Here is a 24,849-nt window from a genome sequence, read left to right on the forward strand (position 1 = left end):
CCCCTTCCGTCCCTGCACTTTCGCACACACTATCTCATATCCATACGTCCCAATATGCGCCCAATCTTACGATTAAGCCCGATAGTACACCCTGTTCCTTAGAACAACGTATTGCCACTCCTTGCCGTTAATGGTCGCAATCACCTAGCCTATACGCATGCGGAAGGGGATACATGTTGGTTGTATAGCGCTGATTTATTTGCGTTGGCTCTCGCTCACCTTTTACGTTTTTTAAGCGGTACGGCTTCCGCTTTTTGACTTACCGCATCAGTACCTAAAAAAGACATTACTAAAGACGCCTTGCAATCTTCGAATTTTTTCGATAGAATGCAAAGTAGATGGTCGAACTGATACGGCTCGTCCGTTATTTAGTTTCGATGTGTATAGTTTTGAGTCTCCGATTGCCGTCGGGGACTTTTTATTTACAAGAAATTCCGTAGACTTTCCGCTACTTCATTTTTATCTAAATGCAGATAACGTGTTGTAACAGATATGTCGCTATGCCCTAGCGCTTTAGATATCAGCGCGACATTTGCACCCTTCTTTAAGAGATTCTTCGCAAAACCTCTACGTATGGCGTGTGGATTAATATTTTTAAGCCCGTATTCCTTCGCATGTTTAGTCATTCGTTTTGATATAATGTTATTCGTCGGACTAGTTAAAACACTTCCACCGCTCTTCGTAATAAAGAGATAATCATTATTCTCTTGGTACTCTCTGCGAATAATTTCGTTTTGTTTCATAAGAACGTCTAGCAATCGTGCGAGAGCGTCATCAAACGGTAGATATATCGATTCATGATTCTTAATAATACCACCATCGACACTTAATACTTTCGCTTCTAAATTGACGTGTTTATGTTCGAGTTGCGCTAATGTACCGACCCGTATTCCCGTCTGATACATAAGTAAGATAGCGGTAGCATCTCGTAAATCTAAAAATCGTGTTAAATCGAGCACCGATAACAAGATATTAATTTCACGGTCTGTCGCACCTTCTTTAACAGGCGTATCCACTTTTATCTTCACATTGCGCCAAAAGTTAATATCAATCCATCCATTATCATGGCAACGTCCTAGAAATGCCTTTAGACACTTCAAACGGGTTAATTTCGTTTGATTACTAACATTCATAGACGACAACCACTCGTAAATATGATTAACGTTCAACTCTTCTATATAGTGCGTGTCTGTTATTTTCGCAAAATGACTAACGTGTATGTAATAATCGTTTATCGTGCGCTCCCGTAAGCCTGTCGCTTTCATTTGACGCACAATTATCTCGAGCGCTTTGTCGATTGTTAAATTGAACGTATAACGATTTTCTGCGGTCTCTTTCTTTCGCTGATCGCTTTTCAATCTATCGCCAAAAACATTCGATAAGTCCTCACTAATCGTTAAAGAATCACGTTTTTTTGACATAAAAAAATAAGCCCCCTAACTCGTTAGCGACCGCACATTGTACGATTCAACTTACGAATTAGAGAGCTTATATATTGCGGACTTTGACGTCACCGCAAAAGGTTTTTTTAGCGTCCCAGGAGAGATTCGAACTCCCGACCGTACGCTTAGAAGGCGTATGCTCTATCCGGCTGAGCTACTGGGACATGGAGCGGGTGAAGAGAATCGAACTCTCGACCAGAGCTTGGAAGGCTCTTGTTTTACCACTAAACTACACCCGCATATGTTATTTTATTTTTCTTCGTTAGCGCCGTTGCCCTATCGACAATATTTATTATATTCATAACTACTTATAAAGTCAACACTTTTTTAAAAGAGGATAATTTTTCTTATCCTCTTTTAAAAATTGCTCGTTCCACCAGCTGTCCATCTAATGTTTCAAAACGAACTTCTATATGATTTTCATCCATTTCTAATAAAGCGAATGTCTTTTCCACACGAGAGCGCGGGAGCAAAATACTTCCTGGATTAATAAATAAAATCCCATCAAGTAATTCTGCCCCTAATACATGAGAATGTCCAAAGCACGCTACTTGTGCTCCTACTTCTTCTGCATGATACGCTAACGTTTGTAACGTCATTTTCACATCATGACGATGACCGTGTACAACTAAGAAACGAATTCCATCTACATCAGTTACAATTTCATCTTGAAAGTTAGCATAATCACAATTCCCTTTTACAACTTGGAAACATTGTAGCTCTTCGTGAGCAGGCGTTAGCTCTGAATCACCACAATGAATCATGACATCTACTTTCCCTTCATATTTCTCTTTTAACTGCTGTAATTCCTTCACAGAGCTATGACTATCGCTTACGATTAAAGCTTTCATCAATCTCTCTCCCTTATTCTTCTAAAAACCATTCCGGGATTTTCTCTTCTAATTTACGAAGAGCGCGTCCGCGGTGGCTAATGGCATTTTTCTCATCTGAGCTTAGTTCCGCCATTGCCTTTTTATATTCTTCTACATAAAAAATCGGATCGTATCCAAAACCATTTTCCCCGCGGCGCTGTTTTAAGATTTTCCCTTCACACGTTCCGTTTACAATAACCGGCTCTTTATCTGCCTCAGGGAAAGCAACCGCTAGTGCACAGTAAAAACGAGCTGTACGTTTTTCTAAATCGATGTCAGTTAACTCTTGCAACACTTTATCGATATTCGCTTGGTCATCTTTCGGCTCTCCAGCAAAACGAGCTGAATATACACCTGGTTTCCCGTTTAAGGCATCTACAATAAGACCTGAGTCATCCGCAATTACGATGGAATTCAACTGTCTACTAAGACTGTCCGCTTTCAAAATTGCGTTTTCTTCAAATGTTTCACCAGTTTCTTCGACTTCTTCAATATGAGGAAAATCGTGTAAAGATTTCACTTCTAAGTCAAATCTCTCAAATAACTCAGCAAACTCACGTACTTTCCCAAGATTTTTCGTCGCTACAACAACTTGCTTCATATTTTCCACCTCTACTCTATATGAGATACGATGTCACCTAACGCTTCTTTTTGCTTTTCAACAAGTTGGAAAATCCCTTGTTCAGCAGCATCAAGTAATTCATTTAATTCATCTCTGCTAAACGTCGCTTCTTCTCCAGTTCCTTGCACTTCAACAAACTGACCTTTTCCAGTCATAATAACGTTCATATCAACGTCTGCTTTAGAATCTTCAGCATAATTTAAATCTAAAACAACACCTTGTTCTTCAACAACACCTACTGACGTTGCCGCTAAATAATCTTTCACCGGAATTTTAGATACTTTTTCTGCTTGCAATAATTTTTCAAAAGCTAATACCATCGCTACATAAGCACCTGTAATAGAAGCTGTTCTCGTTCCGCCATCCGCTTGAATTACATCACAGTCAATCCAAACCGTTCTTTCACCAAGCGCTTCTAAATCAACAACCGCACGTAATGCTCGTCCAATTAAACGCTGGATTTCCATTGTGCGCCCTGTTACTTTCCCTTTACTTGACTCTCTGATTGTACGTTGCTCTGTCGCACGTGGAATCATTGAGTATTCTGCTGTTACCCAGCCTTTTCCTTCTCCGCGCATAAACGGCGGTACACGCTCTTCAATTGTCGCTGAACAAATTACCTTTGTATCCCCAACTTCAATTAGTACTGATCCCTCTGGATGTTTTAAATAATTTGTATGAATATGTATATGGCGTAGCTCTGCTTTTCCTCTACCATCTACTCGCATAAAAATAACCCCCTCATAAATACTCTCATTAGTATAGCCAAATTTAAATGTACGATATGTATAACAATAAAAGAAGGGGAACTCAAAAAGCAACTCCCCTTTCTTACATAAGTATATCAAATTATTCACGATTAAAAACTACCTGTATTCACGTTTTGTGGACGATCAACAGGTTTTATTAACTTTTCACCTTTCTCATCCATAAGATTTGCTTTCCCATTCACTTCAATAGAAACATTTTTCACACCTTGTTTTTCCGTTAAAGATAAGACTAACGATTTCAACACATAATTTGAAATCATGTTTTTGTCTGGGTTCACAAATATATTTTCATTAAAGTTTAATGTAATATTTCCGTTCTCCACTTTTGGATTCGTAATAAGCCTAGCTCCTGGATTAAAATCATTTAGTAGCGATCCTTGAATCGGACCTTTTACAAGCTCATCCACAATTGCCGAGTAATCATTTTCTTTTCCTTCTGCAACGCGCCTTGTTACCGGTACGTAATATTGCTGCTTATTATTATTTTGCGCCATAAAGTAAAGTGTAACCGGTTTTGTATGCGTCACATCTGCTACTTGTTCATCATCAAAGTTAATTCCATTCGCACGACTTACACCTTCACCAAGCGGTGTACCCGCAACAGGCATCCTCACTAACTTTTCACCATTTATTTGGAACTGCACTTGTTTTATTTCTGTAAATTGAGTCAAAGTCCACGCTACTGATTCAACAATTTGACGTTCTTCTTCTTTTGAATAATTTTTCATTTCTTTAGAGAAATCAATTACTGCTGTCCCGCCTTTTTTCAAATTCAAGGTCATCGTCGTATTCGCTGGAAGGACTGCTCGAAATCCATTTGGCAATAAATTTGTAACTGGTCCATCTTTCACAAGATACTCTAACGTTTGCTGTACAACTTCATTCGCTTTCGGAGTAGGCATTGCAATAGTTTGCGGTACGACATATCCATTTTTATCAACGAGGTATAACTCTCTATTTACTGTTTGCTCTTGTTTATCTTTTTTAGCAGTTTCTTTCTTTTCACCTTCTGTATACGTAACTTTTTTTGGCGGATCAATTTGTTCTGTCGCTTTCTCTTGATTTAACAAGCCACACCCTGATAATAAAATCGCACTCACAGTAGCACCAACAACCCATTTAAAAGTGGATTTAGGCATGCCATTCCCCCCTAAAATCTAAGTTTGTACTATTATGTATACGAGCTGTTTCATGTTTTAGAACAAGCTATGGCTACTTATACAGAAAAAACCCCTGATTTCTCAGGAGTTCTCTTATATGAATCTACTATTATTCTGTTTCTAAATTGATATGCTTCACATTTTCAATCGGCTGACCGAACCACTTTGATGCAATTTCTTTAAACAGGCCTATTTTACCAGTCGTTAAGAAGAGATGATCACTTTGTTCTTCTCCCTCATTTAGCATCTTACTATGGTATAAAATCGTGCTTACCTCACGCGCTGTTTCATCACCCGAACTAATTAATTGTACTTGATCCCCCATTACCTTTTTAATAACAGGACCTAAAATCGGATAATGCGTACATCCTAGAATAAGCGTATCAATGTCAGTACTTTTCAACGGTTGCAATGTTTCTCTTACAACTTCATACGCCATTTCACTTTCGAAATTCCCACTCTCTACAAGCTCAACGAAAGGTGGGCAAGCTAAACTTTCTACCATAACACGGTTATTAATAGACTTTAACGCCTCTTCATAGGCGCCACTTTTTACTGTTCCAATCGTTCCAATAATCCCAACATGATACGTATTTGTCACTTTTAAAGCTGTACGTGATCCTGGATGAATAACTCCAACTACTGGAATTGGTAATTGTTTCTGCATTTCTTCTAATACAACCGCAGTTGCTGTATTACACGCAATAACTAACATTTTGATATTTAAATCTAATAAATGCTCCGTCATTTCCCACGTAAATTGACGCACTTCTTCACGAGAACGCGGACCATAAGGGCAACGTGCTGTATCCCCTAAATATATAATACGCTCTTTCGGCAACTGACGAATTAATTCCTTCGCTACTGTTAAACCGCCCACTCCTGAATCAATAACACCGATCGCTCTATTCAACTTAATCACCCGTTTTCTCATTCATCATCTTTTATGTTTATCAGTATATTTTACACACTTTAAGTTCGCTAACTTAAAGTGCCCCTGTATAAAAATTTTCATTTGTACCTATATAGATCAGGACATTTTTTATTTTGCTCCTTTTTTTCATAATTTGCAAGACAGAAAAATAACCGACCTTCTATATGAAAGTCGGTTTCTTCTATATAAAATACGCATTTACCCCGCTCTTTGCCGGACAGTAAGACCCCCACCTCAAAATTCAGCGAAAGCAAAGAAGTTATATGGGGGATCGGGCTGCCCGTAAAAGTCCGATTGGTGTAGGCTAATAATTAGCGGGGGATGCCCCCCACTAATTAAAGTTTCACTTTATTGCTCCATCTTTTTTTGGAAAGAAGACATTCCTATTAATAAGAAGAAATGAGCAGAAATTAAAATGATGATTAAAATAAAATTCAAACGATAACTATTTGTAGATTCCATAACTTTGCTCGCTACAGCTGGTCCAAATGCCATACCGAAAAAGTTAATTAAATTATATAAACCAAGACCGACTCCAACTTTAGCTGGATGTAATGTTTTCGGTATAAATGTGTTTAATGATACTTGAATAGCTGAATAACTCATAAATGTTAAAATAACCGCCACTAAAATAATGATTAAGTTCCCGTTCGGAATAAGCCCTAAAATTAAAAAGCCAACGATCATAATGACAGACGCTACATAAATCATATTCACATTTCCAAACGAAGGGACAATCTTCCCCGTAATAAAACTAGATACAATACCAAAGAGTGATGCAACAAACAATGCAATTCCGATAACGAATGGCGACAATCCGTGCACTCTTCCTAACAGTGATGGCAATAATAATAGACTAGCACATAACGCCACATTAATTATAAACCCGACCGCTATTAAACGAAGAAATGGTTTGTTCGAAAATAACTCAATATCAATAAATGGATGCTCCGCGTTCTTCATACGAACCGTGAATAAAAATAAGAAAGCTACCGATAACACAAATAGCCAACTATTAATATTGACACCTAATAAAACAGTCGTAATGAATGCAAATAATAACGCCGCTCCAATGTAATCAAAATGAAACGCTTCATCCGTATGCTGCGCTTCTTCTGGCATAAATTTTATAAGCAAGAAAATCCCAACTACTGAAATAACCATAAATAAAAATAAATATGTCCACCCTAATGTATTTGTAATAGCCCCGCCAACTAAAGGACCAATGCCTATTGCTAATGCAATAGAAGAACTAATCATCGCTAATGCACCAGGCTTCTTAGCAGGAGCAACTAATTTTGCCACTGCAATCATACTAAGCGCAATAAACGCCGCGCCCCCACTCGCCTGCACTAATCTTGCAAGAATGGTAATCGCATAAGATTGATTCATAAACCCAATAATAGAACCCGCTACAAATATGATAATTGAAATAATCAATAGTTTTTTTACGCTATAACGATCAGCCAACTCCCCATATATCATCGAACCAATACCGACAACTAAGGAATAACCTACTACAACCCAACTTACTTTCGATTGACTAATAGATAAATCATTAGCAATATCCTCTAACGCTACATTAAATAAAACCGCATTCATCGGTCCTAATAAAACGATAAAACATAATGTGAAAACAAACCATTTTGAATGGTTACTTATATCTTTCCCCATGCGTAACACCTCTTCTGATTGTAGTAACTGTAAATGAAAAATAAAGTTGTTTAGCTCCTCTATCACTACTAAACAACTTCATCAAATGTATAAATTTATCGTGCGACAAATTGAATTCGAAACGTAACATTATGTTGTTCGATATTCATGGAACTATCATAGTTTCAGCATTACAGTTTGCCAATGAAAAATATACAAAGTAAACTAATTTAGTGTTTTTAGTTTACTTTGTCCATAAATTGTTATACACTAATTTCGAATCCGGTATAAGGGGGACTGACATGGTTATTCAAATTTGCAATTTCTAACTTAATACAATCAAGTAAATAAAGAACTTTTATATAGAAGAAACATTACAGGAGGATTATGATGAAGAAAAAAATGTTAGTTGTATTAACGAGCGTAGAAAAATACCCAAATTTAAATAGAGCTACCGGGCTTTGGCTTGGTGAAGCTGTCCATTTCGTTAAAAAAGTAGAAGAAGCTGGTTACGAAGTAGATTATGTCAGTCCACAAGGCGGCTATACACCGATTGACCCGCATAGTTTAGCGATGGCGGAGAGCATTGATTGGGAATGGTATCAAAAGAAAGAATTTATGAATCGTCTCGGTTCTACAATGAAACCGAGTGAAGTGAATCAAGAAGACTACGCTGTTATTTATTACGCGGGCGGTCACGGAGTTATTTGGGACTTCCCAGAAAACAAAGAACTTCAAACTATTAGCCGCAACATTTATGAAAATGGAGGAATTGTTTCCTCTGTTTGTCACGGAGCTGCTGGTTTATTCCATATCACATTAAGTAACGGGGATCGTTTAATTAACGATAAAAAAGTAACAGGATTCTCAAATGAAGAAGAGAAACTAGCTGAATTAGATCAATTCGTTCCATTTTTAACAGAAAATGAACTCGTTAAATATGGAGGACTTTACGAAAAAGCTGCGCAACCTTGGGAAGCCTACGCTGTAGAAGATAATCGTGTAATTACTGGTCAAAACCCTGCTTCAGGTGGTCCAGTAGCTGAATTAGTATTAAAACAGTTGCAAAAATAATATGTACTAAAAAAGCAGATTTCCCTCTAGTAAGGGAAATCTGCTTTTTTACGAAATCATTTGTAGATTAGCTATAATTTCTTTTTCAATTTCAGAATCATCAACTACATCTAAAAATTCCGGTTTAAACAGTTGGTATTTCTTCAAATTGTAGAAATCAAGTATCGCTTGCTTTAACGTAATATCGTACTGAATGCAAAAAGTATGATCTATAATGCGTCTTAACATCACATCATCTTGCACCATAAATAGTTGCGCATTCATTTTATTAAAGTAACCTTGTTCCATACCCGATTCAAAAAACATTTGCAAATTACGATTGCGATTTTGTTGTGCAGCGACTAATTGATCCGACAAATGCGGATACGCTTCTTTCAAATCTTGTAAAAAGACGTCCGAAATATACGTCACACATTTTAAAGAATGGATAAACGTCTTTTGGAAACGTTCTGTAAACGACATACTTTCATCTTGATTATCCGCATCTCCTTCAAGAAGATAGTTTATAAAATCCTCTACTACTGCCTCAATAATCTCATCTTTCGAAGAAAAACGTTTATATAAAGTAGCTTTACTAATATCCATATATTTCGCAATTTCATCTATTTTTAATTGGCTAAAACTCGTCTTTCGAATAACGGGCTTTATTTTATTAATATAAGTATTTGCACACGCTACTTTTCTCATTTAAAAGAGCCTCCCCTTTTGTTCATACAAAATAGTATAGCAAATTCATGAATGTTTATAAATGAAGTTATTATACTCATTACGTCTTTTTAGTTTATTACAATTTCAATCTACGCTATACATAAAAAGGTACCCGCTACCTTTGTTAGTAGCGGGCACCTTTTCTATAATTTATTTACAACTCTTTTTATAGCCTTACCTATTCCCACACTAGACTGCGGATTCTGCCCTGTAATCAAACGCCCATCTACTACAACATGCGGCGTGAAATTAGGTGCTACATAAAATAATGCCCCTTCTTCTTTCAACTTACTTTCTAGCAAAAACGGAACTCGTTTTTCTAAATGTACAGCTTTTTCTTCATCGTTTGTATAACCTGTTATACGCTTACCGGCAACAAAAAACGAGCCATCTTTATTTTTCACACCAACTAAAGAACTTACCCCGTGACAAACAGCCGCTACGATCCGGTTATTGTTATACATACTCACAATCAAATTCGCTACATATGGATTACCAGGAAAATCTACAATAGCCCCGTGCCCACCACCAAATAATACCGCATCATACTCTGAAGAATGAACAGTTGAAATCGCCCTCGTATTTTGCAATAAAGAAGCGACATGCTTAAATTCACGAGGTATGCCATTCGGAATAGACACTCTATCAATTGGTACTCTCCCGCCTTTTATCGAAACAATATCAACATCGAACTTAGCTTTTTTAAATAAATGATAAGGAGCTGCGAGCTCTTCCAGCCACAAACCAGTCGGGTGTCCATTCAAATCATGAGCGCTTGTTGAAACTAATAATACCCTTTTCAACATATCCCCTCCCTTACTACCTATTTATGTATGAAGCATCCTTATCATTCATATGTAGCATGAAACAAACAGAAAAATAGCCGACCTTTTGTATAAAAGTCGGCTGCTTTCTTATAGTTCTAGCTCTCCCATACGAAGAAGCTCAACAACTGCTTGTGAACGTCCTTTAACCCCTAGCTTTTGCATTGCGTTTGAGATGTGATTACGTACTGTTTTTTCACTTATAAACAGTTCACCTGCAATTTCCTTCGTCGTTTTATCTTGAACCAGTAATTCAAATACTTCTCTTTCTCTCTTTGTGAGTAACGGTTTAGATTGATACGCTTTTTCCTTCAACTGGTATAACCCTCCTTGCTTAAGCCAGAGCTGTATATGTGTAAGTTGGGTGTTTATTTAGTCAAGATATTGTATGAACGAAATGTGCAGGTGGTGAATGAAAATGGGCTTTATTTCTTATGTTATTTTAGACTTTTATACAGTGCGTACACTCTTTTTATCCACTTACTTTTCAGTACGCCATATTTGTTCTAGTAATATGCTGACAACTGTACCTACGAACAAACCATTTCCGAATATATATTGCATCACAGACGGCAAGGATTGGAGTGCTCCAGACGGTAAAAACATAACACCACTTCCAAATAATATAGCAACTCCTAAAATCGTTACATTCCTTTCGCTAAGTGGTACTTGTTTTATATTATGAAATCCAATTCCAATAAGCTGCACGAACGAAGCCATTAAAACCGCTGATGCGACAGCGGATGGTAAAGACGCTAAGTAACGAATGATACTTGGAAAAAGAGACATTAAGACTAGTAACGCACATGCCATTAAGAACGATCGTATATATTTTTGTTTTGTTAAGCGTATAAACCCTGCCGTTGCTGGTAACGGAACGACACCTACAGTTGAAAATACAGAGGAAATGATATGTGAAATCCCTCCAACCCACGTTCCATCCTTCAACTGTTTTTGTTCAATATTCGCTTTATGAATGGTAGCTTGATTAATTGCTATAATAGCTGCCACTGTATTTGAAACTAAAATACATACCATAACGAAACTTGATACAGCCATACCTGTATTCCATTTTGGAATTCCCCACGCAAATATATGTGGAAGTTGCACAAAATGAGTTACTTGAGATGGGATTGTCACTTTTCCTGCAATGAGAAAAATAATCCAGCCACTAATTAACCCTATTAAAACCGCATAACTTTTAACAAACCCTTTTCCGAAGTTGGAGAGTATGACTACGAATAAAAATATGCAAAAAGCAATTAATGCTGTAAATCCATCAATTTGAGAAACAGTAGCTGTAATTCCTAGCATTCCTTTTAAAAATACACCACTTAATTGTAAACATAATAAAAGTAAGAACGTCCCTGTCACGAGCGGCGTAAATAAAAATAAAATACGCCCGATAACTCCCGTTACTCCTAGCCCTATTAAAACAACTCCCGCAACCATCATTCCTAATTCCAAAATTTGCAATGTACTATGTAATTGATCCTGCCCTACAGTTGCATAAGCAAGCACGGTAAATACACCAACCCAAGATCCAGCTGGTCCATCCGCAATCGGAAGCTTATGTCCAAGCCATCCTTGTAAAAAAGAAGATATACCAACTACGAAAAACGTACGCTGCATTAAATAAAATACTTCTTCCGTCGTAAGATGAAATAATCCGCCAACGACAATTGGTAGCGCGATTGAGTTTGCTAATAAAAAAATAAACCATTGCAAAGTTCCCATAATATGATTTTGATTATGTTGATTGTCCAAACTTTTCATCCCTTCTTGCTTCCTTATAAGGAAGTATAGTACTTCCGTGTTTCTACTAAATAAAAAAGAAGGGTTCTATTTTCACAATTAGAACCCTTCTCAAAACATCTAAACGATTCCTCTATACAAGATTATCAGATTTCACTTGATTTAAATCCCCTATAACAACATTCCCTTTATACATAACTACACGCTTCTCTGTTTGACGAGCCACTGCTTCCGCGGCGCATGTTGCATTCGTTAAAACAAAACTTGCCTCATCCCCTACATTCGGCCACACTCGTTTCCCTTCATTATTTAACGTTTCTTTCCCTCCAGTAATAAAACGAAGAACTTTCCCTAAAGACCTTTCATCACTCCAACCAAATCGTTCTGCCAATCGATTTGCCTTTTGAAGCATATCACCTGTGCCAAACGGAGACCAATGATCTGTAATACTATCATTTCCTAATGAAACTTTAACTCCTTTTCGATCTAATAATGGAATTGGGATTACTTGTTTACCGATTGGAACGGTTGAAGTGATATCATTCTTTAATGCTGCTAGTATTTCTGCCACTTCTTCAGCTTCTTTATCAGTAACACCATCAAGTCCAAGCGCATGACTAATTGTTACACGACCTTGCCATCCTGCTTCTTCCGTTAGACTGGCTAATCTCTTCATTGTAAACGTTCCAAGATTATTCGCATCGTGCAAATGAATATCAACATCCGCATTAAATTCTACCGCAATGTCCATAATCGTATGTAATGATTTTTCAATATCATTATCTACTGTAGCTGGGTCCACTCCGCCAACTAATTGTGCGCCCATACGCATCGCATCTTTCACAAGTTGCATAGAATTACTTCGCAATAATCCATGTTGCGGAAATGCAACTATTCTACTAGACAACCGATCTTTATATGTTCCTAAAGCCGCTAACGTTGCCTCTAAATTACGAAGTCCAATAACCGGATCCACATTACAATGCGTTCTAATATTTGTTGCGCCATTTCGAAGCAATAACTCTAGCATATTTTCCGCCCTGTCTTGAGCAGTTGCTAATTGCTTTGGTAAAATCGTTTTTTCTTCATTAAAACGTGTAAAAATATTTTCTGCTGGCATACAAGCTTTCCAAGGCCCACTATAATATGTTTTATCAATATGAATATGCATCTCTTCAAAAGCTGGTAAAACTAATAAACGATTAGCATCAAAAGTTAACGTTCCTTCCTCTTGGGCGATTCCCGCTATAATTCTTTTAATTCGCCCATCTTCAATAAGAAGACTGCATATCTCAGTTTCCGTTTGTGAAATTTTCGTTTCTTCATATGTATAACCTGTTTCAAGCTTTACATTAGTCAACCAATATAATGTCATTACCATTTCCCCACCTTATATTAGAAAATACGTCACACCCTCATTTTCATTTTAATACCAACTGAAAATTAAGACAATTAATCCACTGTATTGTCCTTTCACAAAAAAATGTAATATAACCTAATGGTCTTCTCATAAAGTGAAACTATAATCAGTGGGGGGGGTTCATCCCCCACTGATTATTAGCCTTCACCAATCGGGCGTTTACGGGCAGTTGATCTCCCACCTAACTTCTTTGCTTCAGCCGAATTTTGAGGTGGGAGTTTTACTGCCCGTTAATGCGGGATAAATTTCCATATAGAATAAAAGTACACTGTATCACTCATACATAACAGCGGTGATATAAAAAGGAGAGGATCATAATATGTCGAAGAGGTTATATAAATCCGAAACTGATAAAATGTTATTTGGTATATGCGGTGGTTTAGGAGAATATTTTGATATTAGCTCTACTCTCATTCGCATACTTTGGGGCATTGCTATTTTATGTTTTGGGACGGGGTTTTTAGTTTATTTTATTTGTTTATTACTTATGCCACGCTCTTACTAATAACATTCTTTCATATATTTGAGCATAGCGTATAAAAAATCCCCTATAGATTTTTCTATAGGGGATTTTTTCATGAAGAATATTTCATCGTTAAATGTAATACCGCTACTTCATCCTCTTCATTTTTATAACTATGTTTCTTATTAGCTTCAAACTGAATGGAGTCAAACTCATTTAGCACATATACGTCATTCTCAACTTGAATAGAAACTTTCCCTTTCATTACTGTTACAAGCTCAATTGCTCCTTCATGATGAGCTTCCGGTTCATATATACTATTCGCCCTTAAACAAGCACGGTGCATTTCCATCCCTGTTTCTTTCGTGTAACGGAACATCGTTTCTAAATGCCATGCTTGTCCTACATCTACTGCAAATCCTTCTCCGCAGCGCGCAACAGCTACAGGTTCTCCAACAACCATTAATCTCGATAAAGGAATCGATAACCCTTTCGTTATTTTCCAAATGACAGCTAACGTTGGATTCGTTTCGCCTCTCTCAATTTTCCCTAATGTTAATTTACTAACCCCTGTTTTTTGGGCTAATTCTTCTAAACTTAATTTTTGTTCATTTCGAATTTGTCTTAATAGCTGACCTACTTGCTGAATTACTTCTTTCGTTTGTATATCTTCATTTTCTTTCATATATAAAACCACCTTGAAATATAAAATAGTTTACTTTTAATTAATTTAAGTATATTATACTATACATAAATACTCAATTTCGAAAGGAGTGCCATACTTCATGCGCGCAATATTACTAGGTCTTTTATCATCGGCCTTTTTTTCTGCAACCTTTATTATTAACAGAGCAATGAATGTATCTGGAACAAGCTGGGCTTGGACTGCTTCCTTCCGTTTTCTATTTGCTCTCCCTATTTTATTCCTTATCGTTTTATTTCGCAAAAACTTAGGAGCTTTATGGGAAGAATTAAAAAAACATCCATTTGTATGGATCGGGTGGGGCTCTGTCGCTGGCATCGGCTTCTATTCTTTATTAAGTTTCGCAGCTGTTTTTTCTCCAGCTTGGCTCGTTGCTGGAACTTGGCAAGTTACGATATTAGCAGGTTTACTTTTATCGCCATTATTCTTCATTAAAATAGAAACAAAATCAGGTACAAAACTTGTACGTGGAAAAATTCCACTACGCAGTTTATACGTCGCTTTATTTATTTTACTTGGTGTACTTTGTATGCAAGCTACTGAAGCGGGTCATATTACAATGACTCAGTTCATCTCGGGATTTTTACCTGTCGTTTTAGCAGCTTTCTTATATCCCTTCGGTAACCGAAAAATGATGGAACTTGTTGGCGGGCGTCTTGATGCATTCCAACGTGTATTAGGAATGGCAATCGGAAGTCTCCCTATTACAATCCTACTTGGTATATACGGATTTTCCACTACCGGTATTCCATCATCAAGTCAAATGATGCAAGGATTTTTGTTAGCATTATGTTCCGGAGTTATTGCGACGATGACATTTTTCTTTGCTACTGACTTAGCAAAAGACAATCTTGCTTTACTTGGAGCTGTTGAAGCAACACAAGCTGGAACGATGGTCTTCACTGTGCTTGGTGAGATTATTTTCTTAAATGGTTCATTCCCGAGCGGGCTGTCACTGATTGGGATGATTATTATCATGCTAGGAATGATCGTAAATAGCGTTTTAAACCGTTCTGTTCCAGTCATTAAACAAAAAAAATCAGCATAAAAATAGATATGGTTCTTCTTCATAGAACCATATCTATTTTTATTATCTCCCTATTTCGCCTTATCAGAATAGTATTTCATTAGCTGTTTATACTAAAACCTATGTTATAATACGTTTCATGTGCATTAATAGGAGGTAAATTATGTTAAAAAAAGCAATTGCTGAATTTATTGGTACATTTGTACTTGTATTATTCGGAACTGGAGTAGCTGTCATTGGTGGTGGAATTGAAGGAATTGGAACATTAGGTATCGCTATGGCTTTCGGATTATCTATCGTAGCTATGGCATATAGCATTGGAACAATTTCTGGATGTCATATTAACCCAGCAGTATCAATCGCTATGTTCATCAACAAAAGAATGAACGCTATGGAACTTAGCTATTATTTATTAGCTCAAATTTTAGGTGGTTTATTAGGAACTGCAACGTTAGTAACAATTTTACGATCTGCTAAATTACCTTTAGATAATTTAGGACAAAATAGTTTTGGAACTCTTGGTTTATCTGGAGCATTTTTAGTTGAATTCATTTTAACTTTCGTATTTGTTTTAGTTATCGTTGCTGTAACAGGTAAAAAGGGAAGTTCTTCTTTAGCTGGACTAGTAATTGGTTTCACATTAGTATTAATTCACTTATTAGGTATTCCGTTAACTGGAACATCTGTTAACCCAGCTCGTAGTATCGCACCAGCTCTATTCGCTGGCGGAGAAGCAATTTCTCAACTATGGGTGTTCATCGTTGCCCCAATTTTTGGTGGTATCGTAGCAGCTGTTGTAGGAAAGTTTATTTTAAATACGGAAAAATAGAACTTTCAATATTTCCGAATAAAAAAAGCGAGCCCTCATCATTGATATGATCCCCTTATAGTAGACAGGAAAAAGAAAGCACATTAACCTGTTTACTATGGAGGGGATTTTTTCATGGGAAAAATTAGAGTCACTTACGATGTAGAATTTAAGAAACAAGCTATAGATTTATACTTAAAAGAAGGCATGAGCTATAAAACCATTGCGAAAGAATTAGGTATTCATCACTCGGTTGTAAGTCGTTGGGTGAAACACTTTGAAGCTGAAGGAATCAAAGGACTAGAAGAAAAACGCGGTAAAGCGAAAGGACCAGGTTTAGGTAGACCAAGGGTTAGACCCGAAGATCCTGAAGCTAAGATCAGACGATTAGAAGCGGAAAATGAAATGTTAAAAAAGCTCTTAGGGATGTAAAAGGAGGAATGAAAGTCGTATCCAAAATAAAAAAATTCGAAGTCATCCATGAAATGACAAAAACAGGTTATACAGTGACCATTCTATGCGATATTGCTGGTGTAACCAGAAGTGGATACTACAAATGGCTAAAACGGCATACGACGCCTTCTAAAAAACAATCAGAGGATATCGAAATTAAGAAAAAGATATTGGAGTGTCATAAAAAATTAAGAGGAATTTATGGATATAGAAGAATACAAGTGTGGCTGAAAGCCACATATAACCTTCATTTGAACCATAAGCACATCCAAAGATTGATGAGTGAACTAGGTATCAAAGCCGTAATTAGGAAAAAACGACCTTATTACGGAAAAAAGAAGCTTATGTGATTTCAGAGAACCATCTAAATAGGGAGTTTCAGGCTTCAAAACCGAATGAGAAATGGGTAACCGATATTACCTATTTGATTTTCAATGGACAGCGCTTGTACTTATCCGCTATTAAGGATTTATACAATAATGAAATTGTTGCCTATGAAACCAGTCGTAGAAACGACTTAAAGCTTGTTTTAGATACGCTTAAAAAGGCAAAGAAAAAACGAAATGTGAAGGGAATCCTCTTACATAGTGATCAAGGATCCCAGTATACATCTCGTCAATATAATCAATTACTTAAAAAATATCAGATGAAGGCAAGTATGTCTCGAAGAGGCAACTGTTGGGATAATGCTTGTATGGAAAACTTCTTCAGTCACTTTAAGGCAGAGTGTTTTCATTTATACTCCTTCCGTAAAGCGAATGAGGTCAAACTTGCCGTGCGTAAATATATGCACTTTTATAATCATCAAAGATTTCAAAAGAAATTAAATAACCTGAGTCCATATAAATATAGAACTCAGGTTGCTTAGTTGCGCTTTTTAAATACTGTCTACTTGACAGGGGTCACTGCACATGAGGAAACTCGCTTTTTTTTATTCTTTAATTTTCGACTTTAAATTTGTAACTAATTGCTGCACCGTTACATTTGCAAGTACGTTTTCCATCGCTTCTTGCGATTGTATTAAAATAATCTCTAATACCGATTGAATATTAGCTCCTACTGGACATTCAATGTTGGGATTTTCATGGAAAGAAAATAGATGTCCTTCTTCTACAACTTCCACAGCTTTATATACATCAAGTAATGTAATTTCATCTAAATCACGAGCAAGTGTTGTACCACCTTTACCAGCTTGTACATCAACAAGTCCTGCTCTCTTCAACATTCCTGTAATGCGACGAATCACAACTGGATTTGTATTCACACTACCAGCAATCCATTCAGAGGTACAGCGAGAGTTTCGATCTATTGCAAGTAACGTTAACATATGAACACCTACTGTAAAACGACTACTAATTCCCATCTGCACACCCTCCTTTTTATTCATTCTATTAAAAGACGACTCTTATCATTATATACTATTTTTAATTTATACATAAAGTGAAACTTTAATCAGTGGGGGTTTTGTTCATCCCCCACTGATTATTAGTTGAACCAATCGGGCGTTTACGGGCAGTTGATCTCCCATCTAACTTCTTTGCTCCAGCTGAATTTTGAGATGGGAGTTTTACTGCCCGTTAATGCGGGGTAAAGAAAAAGCATGATTCCATTAGAAAATCATGCTTTCCCTCTATTATTGACGCTTTATAAATTTCGCCAAATCTTTAAACTTCACTTTATCAGAGTAATTCATTACACCATTTACGTAAATGCGGCTTGTAACAGCACTTAATATACCGATTGTTGTTAAAAGAACCGCCATTGTTATCGTAATTTCTAACATACCAGCTTCACCAGCTACAAAGCGTGAGAATGTGATCATCGGGCTGAAGAATGGAACGTAAGAACTTACAACAACAACAGTACTATTTGGATCACCTAGCGATTTAATACTTATAAAGAACGCGGCCATTATTAAAATCGATACTGGCAATATAACACCTTGTAAATCCTCAGTCCTAGAGACAACCGCTCCAGCAGCCGCATACATCATCGCATAAAGGAAATATCCTGTAACAAAATAAATAAGGAACATACCGATAACTTGTGCATCTATCTTTGTAAAATCAATTGGCGCTCCAAATAATGAACCATTTTCTAAATCTACCCATCCTAGTAACCAAGGAACCAAGTAACCACATGCCAATATGGCAAGTTGTAATAACGCCGTTGAAACAACCGCTAAAATTTTCGCATACATCATCGTAAGTGGTTTTACTTTCGGAATCATAACTTCCATAACGCGAGAAGCTTTTTCAGAAGCAATATTCATCGCAATTGTACTTCCGAACATGATAATAAACATATACAAAGCAAATGTAAAGAAATATGCGATTCCTGCGGAAGCAGAACGATCTTTTATCGCTTCTTGTTTCACAGAAATTTCGGTTTGCAATTGCTGTGCAATTTCCGGTGAAACATTATGTTTAGCAATTGTTACCGCCGTATATTGCGCTTTTAAATAACTAGCTATAATTGTAGAAGTTGTTTCACTAGGTAACTTATTAAACATATACGTAACTTCTGGAACTCCATTCTTTTCCGTCACATGGAATAGACCATCTAAATCTCCCTCTTCTACTTGCTTATGTAGTTTATCAAAATCATCTTTTGAACCGACCGTTATTTTTGCTGATGGCAATAGCTTATTTAGCTCTTCTTTTTGTACTTTGTATGCGGAACTCTCTACTACAACTGCAATTTTATCTTTATCCTTATTTTTATCATCGCCTGAAGTAAAATGATTAAATGCAAAAATCCCAAACACAACCAAAAATAAAATCGCACTCGTAATTAATGATTTTTTAGATAAAAATGCTTCTTTAAAATAAAATGAAAATACATGAGAAAATTTACGCATCTTTATTTCGCCCTCTCTACAAAGATTTCGTTTAACGTCGGCTCTAACATTTTAAATTGTCGTAAACCAACACCTTGTTCTTGCAATTGTTGCAAAATCTTTAGAGCTTCTGCATCGCCTTGTACTTTTACATAAAGAAGGCCTTGTTGTTTTTCATACGGAACGTGTATAGCTTCTAATCCCTTTTCATTCTCTACTGTATCTTCAATAGTTAAATTACGGAAACCGTATTCTTTCTTAATATCACTTAACTGTCCTTCTACGACCGCTTCGCCTTTTTTCAAAATACATACATGTTGGCAAAAAGCCTCTACTTGCTCCATACGATGACTTGATAAAATAATTGTCTTTCCACTCTGTACTTGTTCTCCAATAATATTAGCTAACATTCCCGCATTAACTGGATCAAGTCCGCTAAATGGTTCATCTAAAATAAGAAGTTCTGGATCATGAAGAAGAGCAGCAATCAATTGAATTTTTTGTTGATTCCCTTTCGAAAGCTCCCCTGCCGTTTTAAATTTATATTCTGGAATTGCTAATCGCTCTAACCAGTGATCAATTGCAAGATCCACTTCTTTCTTCGTCATTCCTTCTAATCTGCCAAAATATCGCAACTGATCTATTACTCTACTTTTTGTATATAATCCTCTTTCTTCTGGTAAATATCCAATTGTTACCCCGCTATCACCAAATGATTTTCCATCCCACGTAATAGAACCTTCATTTGGCGTTAATAAGCCTAGTAACATTTTAATTGTCGTTGTTTTCCCTGCACCATTTCGGCCAAGTAACCCTAACACTTCACCTTTCGGTAACGAGATTTGCAAACCATTAACCGCTTTAGATTCTCCGAATATTTTTGTTAATTTTTGAATTTGTAAACTCAATGTATAAAGCCTCCCCTTTATTATCATTCGTACCCTCTGTTAAAGCCTATGATTGTTCAGAATGAAATATAGTACTATATTTCATTCTCTTATATGTATCACTACACCTAACCCATCATTTGTTTCATTTAGTTAAAATTGTAAATAAAAATCCCGTTTTTGTCAATTATAATTGTCATTACGACAATAAAACTTGTCAAAATAATTATTATTATTTAACCCATCTTTCTAATATAGGACAAACTACTACATATACAAAAGACAATATGCAAATGTTCATAAAAAAAATATAAAAAGCATTATATTTTAATATATAATATTAAATGATTTACTAACATCAAGGAGGATACATATGAAGATGAAGAGGGGTATTACCACTTTATTATCTGTAGCCGTTCTTTCCACATCGCTTGTAGCATGTTCAGGAACAGCTGAGAAAACAGTGGCGAAAGAAGAAAAAGTAAAATTAACAGACCAGCAATTGATGGCTGATTTATGGTATCAAACAGCTGGTGAAACGAAAGCACTATACTACCAAGGATACAATATTGGTCAATTGAAGCTTGATGCAGCTCTTGCAAAAGGCACAAACAAAAAACCTGCTATCGTACTTGATTTAGATGAAACTGTTTTAGATAACAGTCCTCATCAAGCAATGAGCGTAAAAACAGGAAAAGGCTATCCTTATAAATGGGACGATTGGATTAATAAGGCTGAAGCTGACGCTCTTCCAGGCGCTATTGATTTCTTAAAATATACAGAGTCTAAAGGTGTAGATATTTACTACATCTCAAATCGTAAAACAAATCAACTAGATGCAACAATTAAAAACCTTGAGCGCGTAGGTGCTCCTCAAGCGACGAAAGAACATATATTACTACAGGACCCGAAAGAAAAAGGAAAAGAAAAGCGTCGTGAACTTGTTTCTCAAACACATGACATCGTCCTATTCTTCGGTGACAACTTATCTGACTTCACTGGTTTTGATGGAAAATCTGTAAAAGATCGCAATCAAACAGTCGCAGATTCAAAAGCACAATTTGGTGAGAAATTCATCATTTTCCCTAATCCGATGTATGGCGATTGGGAAGGCGCTTTATATGACTATGATTTCAAAAAATCAGATGCAGAAAAAGATAAAATTCGTCGTGACAATTTAAAATCATTTGATGCAAAATAACAAAGAGGATGGCTTTCGCCATCCTCTTTTATTGCATATTTCTTGTTAAAGGTAAAATAAATACTTCTACACGTCTATTTTTTGCTTTTCCTTCTGGTGTATCATTTGGTGCAATTGAACGGTATTCTCCGTAACCAATTGCACTAAATTTTTCTGGTTGCAAATCTTTATTTTGAAGTAATACCTGCATAAAATTAACGGCACGCTGTGTACTTAACTCCCAGTTTGATGCAAACTGAGCATTTGCGATAGGAACAGTATCTGTATGACCAGACACTGTAATTTCACGAGGTGATGCTGAAACAAGTAGGTTAGACATCTCTTTTGCAATCCCTAACGATTCCAATTTCACATCTGCTTTCCCTGAGTCAAATAGTACATTTTCTAATATCGTTAACATTAATCCTTTTTCAGTTAACTTAGTTTGAAAAGAAGAGGATAGTTGTTTCTCATTAATATATTGATCAATCTTTTTTTGTAATGCTTTCAACTCATCCATTTCTTTTTTTTCTTTAGCTCTATCTTCCGCTTGTTTTTTTGCTTGTTCTGCCTCAAGGCTACTTGCTGATAATTCTTTTTCCTCATTTGGTTTTTGATCACTTAAAAATTCTTTATTTCCTGTTCCACCGGCTAACTCACTTCGAAAAGCAACTGCCATCTGTTTAAATTTCGCAGCATCTATACTACTCATTGCAAATAAAACAATAAACAGTGCAAACAACAAAGTTAGCATATCAGAATACGGAATTAACCAAGTTTCATCAATATGCTCTTCATGTTTTTTCTTTTTGCCTCTTCTATTTTTCTTACTCCGCATTTTTTTCCGCTCCTTTTTCTAGCTTCTTACGCTCAGTCGCAGAAAGCGCACCTAAAATGCGGTTTTTCATAATAAACGGATATGTACCTTCTTGTAACATTAATAAACAATCAATAATTAAACGTTTCTTCTCTAATTCAGCAGCAGACTTTTGCTTCAATTTGTTTGCAAATGGATGCCATAATACGTAACCTGAAAAAATACCGAAAATCGTTGCAATAAACGCACCTGAAATAGCATGCCCTAGCTTTTCAATATCAGTTAAATTTCCAAGTGCAGCTACAAGACCAATAACAGCACCTAAAACCCCTAGTGTAGGTGCATATGTACCAGCTTGCGAAAAAATAGCAGCCCCTTTTGCATGTCTCTCTTCAATCGCTTCTAATTCGGCTTCTAAAATTTGTTCTAAATCCTCTGCAGATACACCATCAATAACAAATTTCATACCACGCAAAAGAAATTCATCTTCAATTTCATCTAATTGTTGCTCTAAAGACAAAATACCGTATTTTCTACTCTCAGATGTCCAATGAACAAATAATTCTAGCAATTGTTCATAACTTAAATCTTTTTTATTTGAACCAAAAAGAACTTTAAATAATTTTGGAACTTTTTTTAGTTGATTCATCGGAAATGCAATACACACTGCAGCAAATGTACCGACGAAAATAATTAGTGCTGCGGCAGGATTTAGTAAGGCTGTTATGTCAGCGCCCTTGACGACCATCCCTACGACTACCGCTAATACTCCTAAAATGATTCCAATAATTGTTGCAAAATCCATTCCCACTCACTCCTAGTCTATACAAGAAGTCTTTTATTCTTGATAATCGCTACATCTTCTTATATACATATATTACATAAAAAATGGACTTCATGAAAGATAAGAAATGAATTATATGAAAAAATACTACATTTTCTGACATTTTCTTTGCATTTCTATTACGTTACGACTCTTATATTTCTTTTTCAATAAGCTAGACTTATAATAAAACCGATACATATTTTATTAAGAAAGGACAGTGATTACAAGGTATCATGAAAAAGATAATAATTATTTCTGCCGCTACTATTGTAATCGGTATCACATCTTTCTCTTACTTTGGTTCTAAATCACCACTGCAAAACGAGGCGAAAGCTGTCGAAAGTCAAAAGCATAGTAACCATCCAAAAGAAGAAATCCCTGCTTTTCCAAAAGCTAATCCTAATGCAAAGAAACTAAATGATAAATTTTCCGTTGTAACAAACCCAGATTCTGCTCTTGTATTAGTCAATAAACATCGTAAATTACCAGATGGGTACATTCCAGAAGATTTGACGAAACCGAACGTACCATTTACTAGTCCAAAAGATAAAGAGAAAACATTACTTTGTAAAGATGCTGCAGACGCTCTTGAGCAGATGTTCCAAGCAGCAAAAGAAGAAGGGTTAGAACTTACAGCAGTTTCAGGTTACCGTTCTTACAAACGCCAACAGTCATTACATAACACATATATTAAACGCCAAGGAAAAGCTGAAGCTGATTCGGTAAGTGCAATTCCTGGAACAAGTGAGCATCAAACTGGTCTAGCAATGGATATTAGCTCAAAATCTGCTAAATTCCAATTAGAACCAATCTTCGGAGAGACAGCAGAAGGAAAATGGGTTGCAGAACATGCCCATGAGTTCGGATTTGTCATTCGTTATTTAGAGGATAAAACAAAGACAACAGAGTATTCATACGAACCGTGGCACTTACGCTACGTCGGCAATCCATATGCCGCATACATATATAAACACCATCTAACATTAGAAGAGGCGATGGAGGACAAAAAATAAGAGAGCGAATCGCTCTCTTATTTTTCTTTTATTCTATTATATCAGCAATTTTTTCCATTCCTCCGGCCACGGTTCGCCTCTTCCAGTTTTTTTCGATGCTTGCACCATCATACCGCGTCCAACTAAACAAACTTCTCCTCCTGCATTTTTGACCATATAGTGTAAATCTAAAGAAGAATTCCCAACCGTCTCTGCCTTTACATATACCTTCAACTGTTCATCAAAATAAATTTGCTTAATGAAATTACATTGTAAATCTGCAACAACGATCATCGTTTCTGATGATTCATGTGTCCATTCTTGCATAAATCCAAGTTCTTTAAATAATGCGATACGAGCTTCTTCAAAATATGTAAAAGCAACGACATTATTTACATGTCCAAACATATCTACTTCACCAAAACGAACTTTGACAGGATTATAAAATGAAAAACCACTTTCCCATTGCTCAAAGTCTTCAATATAAGAAATTCTCTTCATCGTTCCCTCTCCTTTTCGCCCTTAAAATAAAGTGAAACTTTAATCAGTGGGGGCTTTGTTCATCCCCCACTGATTATTAGTTGAACCAATCGGGCGTTTACGGGCAGTTGATCTCCCAC

The 24,849-nt window shown here is 36.3% G+C and carries 28 protein-coding genes and 2 tRNA genes; 9 read left to right on the top strand and 21 right to left on the bottom strand.

From position 1 onward, the window contains the following. Window positions 1-422: 422 nt before the first annotated feature. The 9 genes from JFT95_RS20075 to JFT95_RS20115 form a co-directional block, all read right to left on the bottom strand. Window positions 423-1,421, bottom strand: a complete 999-nt coding sequence (locus JFT95_RS20075) for a tyrosine-type recombinase/integrase (protein ID WP_021728729.1) — start codon at window positions 1,419-1,421, stop codon at window positions 423-425. A 111-nt stretch (window positions 1,422-1,532) separates the two neighbouring features. Beyond that, window positions 1,533-1,606, bottom strand: a tRNA-Arg gene (locus tag JFT95_RS20080). Between the two features lies 1 nt (window position 1,607). Continuing rightward, window positions 1,608-1,681, bottom strand: a tRNA-Gly gene (locus JFT95_RS20085). A 108-nt stretch (window positions 1,682-1,789) separates the two neighbouring features. Then, window positions 1,790-2,293, bottom strand: coding sequence for a metallophosphoesterase (locus JFT95_RS20090; protein WP_201053060.1), 504 nt, complete (start codon window positions 2,291-2,293; stop codon window positions 1,790-1,792). A gap of 13 nt (window positions 2,294-2,306) precedes the next feature. Further along, window positions 2,307-2,915 (bottom strand): XTP/dITP diphosphatase, encoded by a 609-nt coding sequence (locus JFT95_RS20095; RefSeq protein ID WP_201053062.1) that lies wholly within the window; start codon window positions 2,913-2,915, stop codon window positions 2,307-2,309. Window positions 2,916-2,926: 11 nt separating this feature from the next. Then, entirely contained in the window at window positions 2,927-3,664 is a 738-nt protein-coding gene (gene rph, locus JFT95_RS20100) for a ribonuclease PH (RefSeq protein WP_201053064.1), read from the bottom strand. A gap of 131 nt (window positions 3,665-3,795) precedes the next feature. Beyond that, entirely contained in the window at window positions 3,796-4,845 is a 1,050-nt protein-coding gene (locus tag JFT95_RS20105) for a GerMN domain-containing protein (RefSeq protein WP_201053066.1), read from the bottom strand. Between the two features lie 130 nt (window positions 4,846-4,975). Next, complete coding sequence (gene racE, locus JFT95_RS20110) at window positions 4,976-5,788, bottom strand: glutamate racemase (RefSeq protein ID WP_002015338.1); 813 nt, start codon at window positions 5,786-5,788, stop codon at window positions 4,976-4,978. A 360-nt stretch (window positions 5,789-6,148) separates the two neighbouring features. Next, window positions 6,149-7,474: an MFS transporter gene (locus JFT95_RS20115; protein ID WP_201053068.1), complete on the bottom strand. Its 1,326-nt coding sequence runs from the start codon at window positions 7,472-7,474 to the stop codon at window positions 6,149-6,151. Window positions 7,475-7,843: 369 nt separating this feature from the next. Here JFT95_RS20115 and JFT95_RS20120 point away from each other — a divergent pair, with 369 nt between their 5' ends. Continuing rightward, window positions 7,844-8,527 (top strand): type 1 glutamine amidotransferase domain-containing protein, encoded by a 684-nt coding sequence (locus tag JFT95_RS20120; protein WP_061689559.1) that lies wholly within the window; start codon window positions 7,844-7,846, stop codon window positions 8,525-8,527. Window positions 8,528-8,575: 48 nt separating this feature from the next. Here JFT95_RS20120 and JFT95_RS20125 read toward each other — a convergent pair whose 3' ends face one another. The 5 genes from JFT95_RS20125 to JFT95_RS20145 form a co-directional block, all read right to left on the bottom strand. Next, entirely contained in the window at window positions 8,576-9,214 is a 639-nt protein-coding gene (locus tag JFT95_RS20125; protein WP_001233017.1) for a TetR/AcrR family transcriptional regulator, read from the bottom strand. Window positions 9,215-9,378: 164 nt separating this feature from the next. After that, the gene (locus tag JFT95_RS20130) at window positions 9,379-10,041 is read right to left on the bottom strand and encodes a type 1 glutamine amidotransferase domain-containing protein (RefSeq protein WP_201053069.1); all 663 of its coding nucleotides are present in this window, start codon (window positions 10,039-10,041) and stop codon (window positions 9,379-9,381) included. A gap of 108 nt (window positions 10,042-10,149) precedes the next feature. Further along, window positions 10,150-10,374 (bottom strand): spore germination transcription factor GerE, encoded by a 225-nt coding sequence (gene gerE, locus JFT95_RS20135; protein ID WP_000659484.1) that lies wholly within the window; start codon window positions 10,372-10,374, stop codon window positions 10,150-10,152. Window positions 10,375-10,539: 165 nt separating this feature from the next. After that, window positions 10,540-11,835 (bottom strand): purine/pyrimidine permease, encoded by a 1,296-nt coding sequence (locus JFT95_RS20140; RefSeq protein WP_201053070.1) that lies wholly within the window; start codon window positions 11,833-11,835, stop codon window positions 10,540-10,542. Between the two features lie 112 nt (window positions 11,836-11,947). Next, window positions 11,948-13,189, bottom strand: a complete 1,242-nt coding sequence (locus JFT95_RS20145) for an amidohydrolase family protein (RefSeq protein WP_201053071.1) — start codon at window positions 13,187-13,189, stop codon at window positions 11,948-11,950. Between the two features lie 364 nt (window positions 13,190-13,553). Here JFT95_RS20145 and JFT95_RS20150 point away from each other — a divergent pair, with 364 nt between their 5' ends. Beyond that, complete coding sequence (locus tag JFT95_RS20150; protein ID WP_201053072.1) at window positions 13,554-13,739, top strand: PspC domain-containing protein; 186 nt, start codon at window positions 13,554-13,556, stop codon at window positions 13,737-13,739. Window positions 13,740-13,809: 70 nt separating this feature from the next. On the opposite strand, the gene JFT95_RS20155 is transcribed toward JFT95_RS20150, so the two are convergent. Continuing rightward, window positions 13,810-14,382 (bottom strand): helix-turn-helix domain-containing protein, encoded by a 573-nt coding sequence (locus JFT95_RS20155; RefSeq protein ID WP_002138507.1) that lies wholly within the window; start codon window positions 14,380-14,382, stop codon window positions 13,810-13,812. A gap of 100 nt (window positions 14,383-14,482) precedes the next feature. Between JFT95_RS20155 and JFT95_RS20160 the strand changes: the two genes are divergently transcribed. The 5 genes from JFT95_RS20160 to JFT95_RS20180 all read left to right on the top strand — a co-directional run bounded on the left by JFT95_RS20160 (window position 14,483) and on the right by JFT95_RS20180 (window position 17,556). Next, window positions 14,483-15,448 (top strand): DMT family transporter, encoded by a 966-nt coding sequence (locus tag JFT95_RS20160; protein WP_201053073.1) that lies wholly within the window; start codon window positions 14,483-14,485, stop codon window positions 15,446-15,448. A 142-nt stretch (window positions 15,449-15,590) separates the two neighbouring features. Next, on the top strand, window positions 15,591-16,256 hold the full coding sequence (locus JFT95_RS20165) for an aquaporin (RefSeq protein ID WP_002067333.1): 666 nt from the start codon (window positions 15,591-15,593) through the stop codon (window positions 16,254-16,256). A gap of 114 nt (window positions 16,257-16,370) precedes the next feature. After that, entirely contained in the window at window positions 16,371-16,667 is a 297-nt protein-coding gene (locus JFT95_RS20170; protein ID WP_002135468.1) for a transposase, read from the top strand. An 8-nt stretch (window positions 16,668-16,675) separates the two neighbouring features. Next, the gene (locus tag JFT95_RS20175; RefSeq protein WP_201052560.1) at window positions 16,676-17,038 is read left to right on the top strand and encodes an IS3 family transposase; all 363 of its coding nucleotides are present in this window, start codon (window positions 16,676-16,678) and stop codon (window positions 17,036-17,038) included. Beyond that, window positions 17,035-17,556, top strand: coding sequence for an IS3 family transposase (locus JFT95_RS20180; protein WP_201052561.1), 522 nt, complete (start codon window positions 17,035-17,037; stop codon window positions 17,554-17,556). Before JFT95_RS20175 ends, JFT95_RS20180 begins: the two co-directional genes overlap by 4 nt. A 63-nt stretch (window positions 17,557-17,619) precedes the next feature. Here the strand turns inward: JFT95_RS20180 and JFT95_RS20185 are convergent, their stop codons facing one another. The 3 genes from JFT95_RS20185 to JFT95_RS20195 all read right to left on the bottom strand — a co-directional run bounded on the left by JFT95_RS20185 (window position 17,620) and on the right by JFT95_RS20195 (window position 20,435). Continuing rightward, a complete protein-coding gene (locus JFT95_RS20185; protein ID WP_002088848.1) occupies window positions 17,620-18,051 on the bottom strand; it encodes an Rrf2 family transcriptional regulator in 432 nt (143 codons plus the stop codon). A gap of 270 nt (window positions 18,052-18,321) precedes the next feature. Further along, window positions 18,322-19,548: an ABC transporter permease gene (locus JFT95_RS20190; RefSeq protein ID WP_201053075.1), complete on the bottom strand. Its 1,227-nt coding sequence runs from the start codon at window positions 19,546-19,548 to the stop codon at window positions 18,322-18,324. A 2-nt stretch (window positions 19,549-19,550) separates the two neighbouring features. Continuing rightward, window positions 19,551-20,435, bottom strand: coding sequence for an ABC transporter ATP-binding protein (locus tag JFT95_RS20195; RefSeq protein WP_201053076.1), 885 nt, complete (start codon window positions 20,433-20,435; stop codon window positions 19,551-19,553). 352 nt (window positions 20,436-20,787) lie between these two features. Between JFT95_RS20195 and JFT95_RS20200 the strand changes: the two genes are divergently transcribed. Beyond that, window positions 20,788-21,615: a 5'-nucleotidase, lipoprotein e(P4) family gene (locus JFT95_RS20200; protein WP_201053078.1), complete on the top strand. Its 828-nt coding sequence runs from the start codon at window positions 20,788-20,790 to the stop codon at window positions 21,613-21,615. 28 nt (window positions 21,616-21,643) lie between these two features. On the opposite strand, the gene motB is transcribed toward JFT95_RS20200, so the two are convergent. Further along, window positions 21,644-22,432 (bottom strand): flagellar motor protein MotB, encoded by a 789-nt coding sequence (gene motB, locus JFT95_RS20205; protein ID WP_033709465.1) that lies wholly within the window; start codon window positions 22,430-22,432, stop codon window positions 21,644-21,646. Continuing rightward, entirely contained in the window at window positions 22,422-23,216 is a 795-nt protein-coding gene (motA, locus tag JFT95_RS20210) for a flagellar motor stator protein MotA (protein ID WP_002088856.1), read from the bottom strand. The genes motB and motA overlap by 11 nt, the downstream gene beginning before the upstream one ends. A gap of 254 nt (window positions 23,217-23,470) precedes the next feature. Here motA and JFT95_RS20215 point away from each other — a divergent pair, with 254 nt between their 5' ends. Beyond that, a complete protein-coding gene (locus JFT95_RS20215; RefSeq protein ID WP_201053080.1) occupies window positions 23,471-24,250 on the top strand; it encodes a M15 family metallopeptidase in 780 nt (259 codons plus the stop codon). 36 nt (window positions 24,251-24,286) lie between these two features. Here JFT95_RS20215 and JFT95_RS20220 read toward each other — a convergent pair whose 3' ends face one another. Continuing rightward, window positions 24,287-24,730 carry an acyl-CoA thioesterase gene (locus JFT95_RS20220; RefSeq protein ID WP_098775512.1) on the bottom strand — a complete coding sequence of 148 codons (444 nt, stop codon included), beginning with the start codon at window positions 24,728-24,730 and terminating at the stop codon, window positions 24,287-24,289. Between the last annotated feature and the right edge of the window lie 119 nt (window positions 24,731-24,849).

The organism is Bacillus sp. TH17 (genome assembly GCF_016651125.1).
Classification (GTDB): domain Bacteria; phylum Bacillota; class Bacilli; order Bacillales; family Bacillaceae_G; genus Bacillus_A; species Bacillus_A mycoides.

What these genes read in the sequence shown, in the direction of transcription:
- JFT95_RS20075 (WP_021728729.1), bottom strand. Translation starts at nt 1,421, where the DNA reads ATGTCAAAAAAACGTGATTCTTTAACGATTAGTGAGGACTTATCGAAT.
- JFT95_RS20090 (WP_201053060.1), bottom strand. Translation starts at nt 2,293, where the DNA reads ATGAAAGCTTTAATCGTAAGCGATAGTCATAGCTCTGTGAAGGAATTA.
- JFT95_RS20095 (WP_201053062.1), bottom strand. Translation starts at nt 2,915, where the DNA reads ATGAAGCAAGTTGTTGTAGCGACGAAAAATCTTGGGAAAGTACGTGAG.
- rph (WP_201053064.1), bottom strand. Translation starts at nt 3,664, where the DNA reads ATGCGAGTAGATGGTAGAGGAAAAGCAGAGCTACGCCATATACATATT.
- JFT95_RS20105 (WP_201053066.1), bottom strand. Translation starts at nt 4,845, where the DNA reads ATGCCTAAATCCACTTTTAAATGGGTTGTTGGTGCTACTGTGAGTGCG.
- JFT95_RS20115 (WP_201053068.1), bottom strand. Translation starts at nt 7,474, where the DNA reads ATGGGGAAAGATATAAGTAACCATTCAAAATGGTTTGTTTTCACATTA.
- JFT95_RS20120 (WP_061689559.1), top strand. Translation starts at nt 7,844, where the DNA reads ATGAAGAAAAAAATGTTAGTTGTATTAACGAGCGTAGAAAAATACCCA.
- JFT95_RS20125 (WP_001233017.1), bottom strand. Translation starts at nt 9,214, where the DNA reads ATGAGAAAAGTAGCGTGTGCAAATACTTATATTAATAAAATAAAGCCC.
- JFT95_RS20130 (WP_201053069.1), bottom strand. Translation starts at nt 10,041, where the DNA reads ATGTTGAAAAGGGTATTATTAGTTTCAACAAGCGCTCATGATTTGAAT.
- JFT95_RS20140 (WP_201053070.1), bottom strand. Translation starts at nt 11,835, where the DNA reads ATGAAAAGTTTGGACAATCAACATAATCAAAATCATATTATGGGAACT.
- JFT95_RS20145 (WP_201053071.1), bottom strand. Translation starts at nt 13,189, where the DNA reads ATGACATTATATTGGTTGACTAATGTAAAGCTTGAAACAGGTTATACA.
- JFT95_RS20150 (WP_201053072.1), top strand. Translation starts at nt 13,554, where the DNA reads ATGTCGAAGAGGTTATATAAATCCGAAACTGATAAAATGTTATTTGGT.
- JFT95_RS20155 (WP_002138507.1), bottom strand. Translation starts at nt 14,382, where the DNA reads ATGAAAGAAAATGAAGATATACAAACGAAAGAAGTAATTCAGCAAGTA.
- JFT95_RS20160 (WP_201053073.1), top strand. Translation starts at nt 14,483, where the DNA reads ATGCGCGCAATATTACTAGGTCTTTTATCATCGGCCTTTTTTTCTGCA.
- JFT95_RS20165 (WP_002067333.1), top strand. Translation starts at nt 15,591, where the DNA reads ATGTTAAAAAAAGCAATTGCTGAATTTATTGGTACATTTGTACTTGTA.
- JFT95_RS20170 (WP_002135468.1), top strand. Translation starts at nt 16,371, where the DNA reads ATGGGAAAAATTAGAGTCACTTACGATGTAGAATTTAAGAAACAAGCT.
- JFT95_RS20175 (WP_201052560.1), top strand. Translation starts at nt 16,676, where the DNA reads ATGAAAGTCGTATCCAAAATAAAAAAATTCGAAGTCATCCATGAAATG.
- JFT95_RS20185 (WP_002088848.1), bottom strand. Translation starts at nt 18,051, where the DNA reads ATGGGAATTAGTAGTCGTTTTACAGTAGGTGTTCATATGTTAACGTTA.
- JFT95_RS20190 (WP_201053075.1), bottom strand. Translation starts at nt 19,548, where the DNA reads ATGCGTAAATTTTCTCATGTATTTTCATTTTATTTTAAAGAAGCATTT.
- JFT95_RS20200 (WP_201053078.1), top strand. Translation starts at nt 20,788, where the DNA reads ATGAAGATGAAGAGGGGTATTACCACTTTATTATCTGTAGCCGTTCTT.
- motB (WP_033709465.1), bottom strand. Translation starts at nt 22,432, where the DNA reads ATGCGGAGTAAGAAAAATAGAAGAGGCAAAAAGAAAAAACATGAAGAG.
- motA (WP_002088856.1), bottom strand. Translation starts at nt 23,216, where the DNA reads ATGGATTTTGCAACAATTATTGGAATCATTTTAGGAGTATTAGCGGTA.
- JFT95_RS20215 (WP_201053080.1), top strand. Translation starts at nt 23,471, where the DNA reads ATGAAAAAGATAATAATTATTTCTGCCGCTACTATTGTAATCGGTATC.
- JFT95_RS20220 (WP_098775512.1), bottom strand. Translation starts at nt 24,730, where the DNA reads ATGAAGAGAATTTCTTATATTGAAGACTTTGAGCAATGGGAAAGTGGT.